We start from the raw sequence: 7,980 nt of genomic DNA, 5'->3' as shown, positions 1-7,980 counted from the left end.
GGCCGCAGTGTGCCCAAAGCGGCCGTGGGCAGGAAAAAACCGGGGCACGAGGCCGCAACGAGCGGCCAAAACGGGGGGAAATCGAGTGGAATTCAGTGCCGAATGTCATGAAGAGTCTGTTTCACCCCAAATTCCCCGGAAAACGGGGGTTGATCGAGGTTCCCGTCAGTTGCGCCGATGTGGGCGCACGGGTGCGGTGCAGGCGCGGCTTGCGCTGCGGACGCTCGGTGGTGTCCTCGTACACGCCGTCGAGCCACAGCATGTGGAAGTGGATGTTGAGATTCAGCGCGCTGCCGAAGCGCTGGATCAGGATCACCGCACCGCATTGCGCCGTATCCCGCGGCACGCCGGCCTGATCGGCAAGCCAACCGGCGATCACACGATGCACGATGCCCAGCACCGGGCCGATCGCCTCAGGCTTGCTGGCGAACAGGAAGCGCAACGGGTACGGAAAACTCAGCACCCATTGCCGCACCGGCCGCGGGCCGAACACCTCGTCCACCAGGTGCCGCGCGCTCTCGGCCATGCGCCGCGCCCCGCAGCTGGGGCAGAAGCCGCGCTTCTTGCAGGAATACGCCACCAGCCTCTCGGCACGACAGTGCTCGCAGACCACGCGCAGGAAGCCGTGCTCGAGCACGCCGCAACGCAGGTAGGCATCGAACTCCTCGCGCACATACTCGGGCAGCGGGCGGTCTTCGGCCTCAAGACGCGCGAGAAAGTCCGGCCAATGCGCCTGCACCAGCGAATACAGCAGCGTGCGCTCGGGCAGGTGGCGCGCGTAACGCGCAGCGGCGTGGGCGGCCGGCAGTGGCGCGCACACCTCGGCCTGCCGCCGGGGTGCGGTCAGGCGCGGCACGCAGCGCTCCGTTGCAGGGACGGCTGCTCAGGGTTGCGCCCGCGAGCACGCGTTCATATCGGCGTTTTCTGATCTTCGCGTCAGACATTGCCGCGGGGCGGGTAGGAAGTCTCCCGCCTCGGACGCCAGAACGCACAAAGCCCGGCACGAGGCCGGGCTTTGTGGTCTTGCTTGATGGATCGCGGGGCTTAGAAATCCATGTCGCCCATGCCGCCCATGCCGGCGCCGGCGGCCTTCTCGTCCTTCTTCGGCAGCTCGCCGACCATCGCCTCGGTGGTGATCATCAGGCCGGCGATCGAGGCGGCGTTCTGCAGCGCGGTGCGGGTCACCTTGGTCGGGTCGAGGATGCCCATCTCGAGCATGTCGCCGAACTGGCCGGTGGCCGCGTTGTAGCCGAAGCTGCCGGTGCCTTCCTTCACCTTGTTGACGATGACGGACGGCTCCTCGCCGGCGTTGGTGACGATCTCGCGCAGCGGCGCTTCCATCGCGCGCAGCGCGATCTGGATGCCGTGATTCTGATCCTCGTTGGCGCCCTTGAGCTCGGCGATGGCCGCACGCGCGCGCAGCAGCGCCACGCCGCCGCCCGGCACGATGCCTTCCTCGACCGCCGCGCGGGTCGCGTGCAGCGCGTCCTCGACGCGCGCCTTCTTCTCCTTCATCTCGACTTCCGTCGCGGCGCCGACCTTGATCACCGCCACGCCGCCGGCGAGCTTCGCCACGCGCTCCTGCAGCTTCTCGCGGTCGTAATCGGAGGTGGTCTCCTCGATCTGCGCCTTGATCTGCTTGATCCGCGCCTGGATCGCGTTGCCGTCGCCGGCGGCAGCGCGGCGGCGACCACGATGTCCGCCCATCCGGAGCCGGTCAGCCAGACCGCGCCCGCCGTCAGCAGAACGGCGACGCCTTCCATCACGTCGTTGCGGGAGCACTCCCAGGACGACGCCATGTTGATGTCGCCATGCCGGAAGGGTGTGAGCAGTCGCAGGCAATAGACGTTCGCCGCCAGGTTCAGTACGGCCGCCACGGACATCGTGTCCAGTGCCGGGGCCGAGGGCTCGCCGATGCGGATGGCGAGCTGGACGGCGACGCCCATTGCCGCAGCGAGGATCAACGCCGCCTTGAGCAGGCTGACTCGCGCCTTCCAGGGGGCCGGGCGGCCGACGACAGCGATGCTTGCGCCGTACGTCAGCGCATCGCCCAGGTTGTCCAGCCCACCCGACAACAGGGACACCGATCCGCTCGCCAGCGACGCGACCAGCATCATCGCGAAGGTAGATGCATTGATCGCGAGCACGATCTTGAGCGCCCGCCGCTGCTCCGCCTGCAGGCGTTCGACGTCGGGCCCGGGCCCGCAACATGCCTTACCCATGGATCGCTTCCTCCGTCACGTCGCTTGTCGCCTGTCCACCGCACTCACTTCCGGCCGCCATCGGGGACCAGGCGCGGAATCACGGCGGTCACGAACAGAGCCACGCCCGTGGCGATGATCGCCAGGAGCGCATTGCCGAGCCCGGCAGCGACGCCGATCGCCGAGGTGAGCCAGATGCTCGCCGCGGTGGTCAGCCCTTCGACACGCATGTCCCGCTGCAGCTTGAGGATCGCGCCGGCGCCGAGGAAACCGATACCCGACACCACGCCCTGGACGACCCGCGTGTTGTCGGCCTGCGAAACGCCTGCGTAGAGCGGCGCCATCACGAACAGCGCCGAACCAACGGACACCAGGATGTGAGTCTTCAGCCCTCCCGATCGCTCCTTCTTCTCGCGCTCGTACCCGATGGCGCCGCCGAGCACCGCCGCCAGCAGCAGTCGAAGGCTGCTGACCAGCATGACCCTAGAAACGGCAGTTGACCGCTCGCTATCCTTGGGCAACCCGCATGAATGCTGACTTTCACGGCTTCGGTCGCGTTCACCTGTTGGGTGAGCGCGCTATGCACCCGATCGCACCGCGCTGGTCGCGCCATGCGGCGTTGCTCGTCCTCGCAGGCACGGGCCTGCCGCGTCCTCACGCCTTGCCTGACGCGCCCATCACGGCACGCTCGGGCGCATCCAACTGCCGTTTCTAGGATGACCGAAGCGCCGGGCATAGCGAACTCCGCCGCCAGTGCAGCCGTGAGGTCGGTGGGCATGTTCATGACACCGCCCGGTTCATCGGGCAGCCGTGCGGGCAGGCTCGCCGGCCCGACGCCATTCGAAGGGCCGAGTGCGGCACGTATCCGCCTCGCCGGCTCATCGAGCGGCCTCCCGATAGGCAAGCAACCGCAGCGCATTGAACACGACCAGCAGCGTGGAGCCCTCGTGCACCGCTACCGCGGGCCCGATGCCCAATCCGAAGATCGTGGCGGGAACGAGAACGGCGACGATGCCGAGGCTCACGTACACGTTCTGCAGGATGATCGCGCGGGTCTTCCGGCTGAGCCCGACCGCGAACGGCAGGTTCGACAGGTCATCGGCCATCAGTGCGACGTCGGCGGTCTCCATCGCCACGTCGGACCCGGCGGCGCCCATCACCACGCCCACGGTCGCGCTAGCCATGGCGGGCGCATCGTTGACGCCGTCGCCGACCATAGCCACCTTCTGTTCGGCCCTCAGCTTCTTGATCGCCTCGACCTTGTCCTGTGGCATCAGATCGCCCCAGGCCTCATCCAGCCCGACCTCCCGGGCGATGGCCTCGGCCACCTTCTGATGGTCGCCGGAGATCATGATCATCCGCCGGATGCCCATCGCCTTGAGCCGAGCGAGCGCCGCCCTGGCTGCTTCGCGGGGCGTATCCATGAGGCCGATCGCGCCGAGGTCGTCGCGGCCGCGACGCACGACCATGCTGGTGCGCCCCTGCTCCCGAAGCGCGGCAATCGCGGCGGCCATCTCGTCCGACAGCGGCGCGATCCCATCCGTGCCGAACATCTCGGCCTTGCCGATGTAGACCGTTTCGCCCGCGAGTTGCGCTTTGACGCCGCGGCCAATGAGGTTTTCGAGGTCGGTGGCCGGGGGCACGTCGGCGCCGCCGAGGCGTGCGCGCCCGTCGGTCGCGATCGCGCGAGCCAGCGGATGATCGCTGAGGCTCTCGACCGCGACCGCGACGCGGAGCAGCTCGGCGGGGTCCACGCCGCTGGCTGGGACCACATCGGTGATGCGAGGCTTCCCCTCGGTCAGCGTGCCGGTCTTGTCGAACGCAATGGCCGACACGGATCCGAGGTTCTCCAGCGGTCCCCCGCCTTTCACCAGCACGCCGCCGCGCGCTGCGCGGGCGATGCCGGACAGCACGGCGCTGGGCGTCGCGATCGCCAAAGCGCACGGGCTGGCCGCCACCAGCACGGCCATCGCGCGATAGAAGCTGTCCCGGAACGGTTCGTCCACCACCACCCAGGCGAACAGCAACAGCACCGCCAGCACGAGCACCGCCGGCACGAAGACGCGCTCGAAGCGGTCGGTGAAGCGTTGCGTCGGCGACTTCTCCGTCTCCGCCTCGCTGACCATTCGGACCACCTTCGACAGCACGCTGTCGCTGGACTTGCGCGTGACCTCGATCTCGATGACGCCGCTTCCGTTGATCGTGCCCGCAAAGACGCGGTGCGCGGCATCGATGCCGTCCGGATTGGCGCGGGCCGCTGCCGGGTCGGGGACTGCACGCTTGTCGACCGGAATGCTCTCCCCGGTCACCGGCGCCTGGTCGATGCTGCTGTCGCCGGCGATGATGAAGCCGTCGGCCGGCAGGCGGGAATTGGGCTTGACGACCACGACGTCGCCGAGCGCGAGCTCCTCCACGGGGATGTCGACCAAGGCCCCGCCACGCCGCACGGTCGCGGTCCGCGGCGCGAGTTCGGCCAGCGCCTCGATCGCCCGCTTCGCGCGCCCCATGGCGTAATGCTCGAGGGCATGCCCGAAGCTGAAGAGAAACAGCAGGAGGGCGCCCTCCGCCCACTCACCGAGCGCGGCCGCGCCCCCCGCTGCAACGAGCATGAGGGTGTCGATCTCGAACCGCTTCATTCGCAGGTTGTCGAGCGCCTCGCGCGCCGTGAACCAGCCGCCGAACCCATAGGCACCGACGTAGGCGGCGAGCGGGATCCACGTCGGCACCGTCGCGAAGCGCTCGAGCAGGAACCCGATCAGCAGTAGCACGCCGCACGCCAGCGCGAAGCGCAACTCCGTCCCCGACCAGAAGCCGCCGTCGCCGTGGGAATGGCCGTGCTCGTCGCCCTTGCCGTGCTGGTCGCGTTCATCGGGCGCCGCTTGATCGGAGTGCCCATCCCGCGTGCCGCGCCCGCCATGCGCCGACTCATCGATCCCGGCGCCCCGACCCCCTGCGGTCGTAGCTGCCACGCCAGTCGCGCCTGCAAGGCGCTCGAGTTCCGCGCGGATGGCCTCCTCCGAGCTGACGGTTCGATCGAACTCCACGCGCGCCACGCCGCTCGCGCTGACCGCGCCATCCAACACCCCCGGGATCGACCGCAGGTGCTCGGTAAGCGAACGCGCCCGCCGGGCGTGCGGCGCACCGACATGCCAGATCGCGTGCCCGAACTGCGCCGAAACCTGCGCGCCTGCGGCGATCACCAGCTGACGGATCCGCGGCAGCGTCAGCACCGACGGGTCGTAATGCACGCACAGTTGTGGGGGCGCGGACTCGCTCGCCGCAACGACGTGCGCCTTAGAAACGCCCTCTCGCGCCTGCAGGTCGGCGAGCAGCCGGCCGACACAGCGATCGGCTGCGTCGGTCACCTCGGGGAGGACGAGGGGAATGTCGATGCGAAGCGGGTCGGTCATGGGCGATGTCCTCGGTTCTCGACGCGGTGGCCGGTGGGTCGAAAGGGAAACGCGAAGGGTATAGGAAGTTCAACCGCCCTTTTTTGCGAATCTGGCGGGTAGGTGTCGTGTCCCGGCTGATTGGTAACACGTCTGTTGAACAGTTCGGGGTGTGATCGCTGCCATTGTATCATGGCCTGGATGGGGCTGACATGCCCCAAGGCTTTCTGTGGCAGTTGGTGATTGTACAGCCAGACATACCGCAGGATGGTGGCCTCAAGTTCTTCGCCGGAATGGAAGTGATGGGTGCGCAGGATGTCGGCGATGCGCCCGTTGAAGCGTTCAACCATGCCGTTGGTCTGCGGGTGTTTTGGGCGGGTCAGGCGATGCTCAATGCCTAGCTCCTCGCAGAGCTGATCGAACTGATGCCTGCCGGTCGGCGTACGCTCTCCCCGTGTGATGAAGCGATCCGTGAATTCCTTGCCGTTGTCGGTCAGGATCGTTCGGATACGGAAGGCAGCGGCCTTGTGCAATTCCTTCAGGAAGCGCCGGGCGTTGGTAGCGCTCTTGCTGGCATAGACACGCACGAACACCCAGCGGGTGGCGCGATCAATGGCCACAAACAGGTAACGCCGCGTGGTTTCGTCCGCCATCTGCGGCAGGTACTTCACATCGATGTGGACGAAGCCGGGCTCGTAGGCCTTGAACGGCTTGGTCCTGGGGCGATCCACGCTCAATGCCTCGCGCGCCGACACTCCATGGCGTTTGAGCATGCGGTGCAAGGCAGCGCGTGAGATGGTCGGATGGATGAACTCGCGTACGACTGCCAGCAGGTCATCCAGCGAAAGGCCCAGGCTTTTACGCAAGACGAGCACGATGGACTCCTGGGCCGGCGTCAGCGTGGTTTGCAGTCGATGAGGGGTATGGGAGGCGTCATGAACCGATGCACGCTTCTTCCAGCGGGCGATGGTGGAGACACTCACGCCAAAGCGCTGGGCCAGAACCCTCATGGGCTCCTTGCTGACCTGGATCTCGGCGCGGATCCTGGGTGTCGTGGTGGCGTTCTTGTGCAGCCTCAGATGCATCGTTTCAGCTCCAGCATGACCTCTCGGGCCAAGAGTAAACCACGGCGTCGTCCAGTCAACGAATCATCCGAGACACGACAGGGGTAGGAAGCGGCCGCGCAAGCGCCGCTTTGGGCACAGATCGGGCACAGATCGGGGGTTCATGCGTGGGTTTTCGACATCGCGGGGCCACGCAGCGGCTCAGTGCGTAGCCATTTCTCACCGAATCCCGGCACAGGGCCGAGCGCAGCCCTGCGGGGTCGTGGCCGCATCGGATCGGATTCTGCTTTCGCTTCCGGTTGAGTGGCCGGCACCTCGTCACGCGGCCGGCGGCGGGGCGCGCGCTGCGGGCCGGTAGTGCGCTTGCTCCAGCGCGCCGTGCTTCTCGAAGTGGGCGAGGATGGCGCGGATGGCGGTGGGTTCCTCGATGCTGGCGACGATCCGTACCGCGCCGCCGCAGTGGGCGCAGGTGGTGATGTCGATGGAAAAGACCCGCTTGAGCCGTTGCGCCCAGCTCATCGCACGGCGCTTCTGCTCGGGGCTGCGCGGCTCGTCGTGGGCGCTGACGTCCACCGGCACTGCATCGCTCGCAGGCCGCCTGCCGCGCCCCGAGGGCGTCAGCTGCGCGCGCAGATTCGCGTTCGGGGCGAATACGCCGTGGAAGCGGGTGAGATGCGCGCGTGGCGGCGGGACCAGTGCCGCCAGCTTGGCGATGAAGTCCACCGCATCCCATTCGACATGCGTGGTCCCATTGCGCCACGGCGTCTTGAGCTGATACCGCACCCTACCCTGCGATGAGATCGATAGCCGCTGCTCGCTGATCGCCGGGCGCGTGATGTAGCGGCACAGCTTTTCGAGCTTGTGGCTCTCGTGTGCTTCCGCGGCCACGCCGGCATGCAGCGAGAAGCCGCCGACCTTGCCGGCGTCGCCGTCCAGAGAACCCGCATCACCGGGTAGCGTTTTCAGGGTGACGACCTTGCGGCCAGCGTCGCGACCGGTGGCGATGCGGTAGGTGATCGAACTCATCCGCAGCGCGTCCATGCCGTCGTCGCTACCCGCGCTGTCGGACAGAAACACGGATTCGTCCTCGCCTTCCAGCCAGCCTTTGCGCGTCAGGTGCCGGCACACGCGATGCGCGATGGTGTTGGCCAGTTCCGTCAGGGCACCTCGAAAAACCCCTCTACCCCCGGTCTCTGATAAAATTCCTCTGTCCTGATTCGAGAGGAGCCCGAACCATGACGCGCCGCACTGCGATCCAGCCCGACCTCTTTGCCGCAGAAGAACATCGCGCCAAGCTCGAGCGGCTCGGCGATCCTCACCAGGAAA

Annotated in this window: 3 protein-coding genes and 4 pseudogenes; all 7 read right to left on the bottom strand. The window is 67.4% G+C overall.

What is annotated here, in order from left to right; all coding sequences use genetic code 11:
* Positions 1–163: 163 nt before the first annotated feature.
* Positions 164–856: pseudogene (locus EPD82_RS11710) on the bottom strand (transposase zinc-binding domain-containing protein); the annotation flags it as partial.
* Between the two features lie 188 nt (positions 857–1,044).
* A pseudogene (locus tag EPD82_RS11705) lies at positions 1,045–1,650 on the bottom strand (TCP-1/cpn60 chaperonin family protein); the annotation flags it as partial.
* Positions 1,545–2,222, bottom strand: a complete 678-nt coding sequence (locus EPD82_RS12105; protein ID WP_206202296.1) for a cation efflux transmembrane domain-containing protein — start codon at positions 2,220–2,222, stop codon at positions 1,545–1,547. The gene EPD82_RS12105 and the pseudogene EPD82_RS11705, both read right to left, overlap by 106 nt.
* A gap of 44 nt (positions 2,223–2,266) precedes the next feature.
* Positions 2,267–2,680 carry an MgtC/SapB family protein gene (locus tag EPD82_RS11700; protein ID WP_141056746.1) on the bottom strand — a complete coding sequence of 138 codons (414 nt, stop codon included), beginning with the start codon at positions 2,678–2,680 and terminating at the stop codon, positions 2,267–2,269.
* Between the two features lie 399 nt (positions 2,681–3,079).
* On the bottom strand, positions 3,080–5,611 hold the full coding sequence (locus EPD82_RS11695) for a heavy metal translocating P-type ATPase (RefSeq protein WP_141056745.1): 2,532 nt from the start codon (positions 5,609–5,611) through the stop codon (positions 3,080–3,082).
* Positions 5,612–5,715: 104 nt separating this feature from the next.
* Positions 5,716–6,675: pseudogene (locus EPD82_RS11690) on the bottom strand (IS481 family transposase); the annotation flags it as partial.
* Between the two features lie 297 nt (positions 6,676–6,972).
* A pseudogene (locus EPD82_RS11680) lies at positions 6,973–7,815 on the bottom strand (transposase); the annotation flags it as partial.
* Positions 7,816–7,980 lie beyond the last annotated feature (165 nt).

The organism is Tepidiphilus succinatimandens (genome assembly GCF_006503695.1).
Classification (GTDB): domain Bacteria; phylum Pseudomonadota; class Gammaproteobacteria; order Burkholderiales; family Rhodocyclaceae; genus Tepidiphilus; species Tepidiphilus succinatimandens.
Note: the sequence above shows the minus strand (reverse complement) of the source record. Positions and strands in the feature narration are given on the sequence as shown.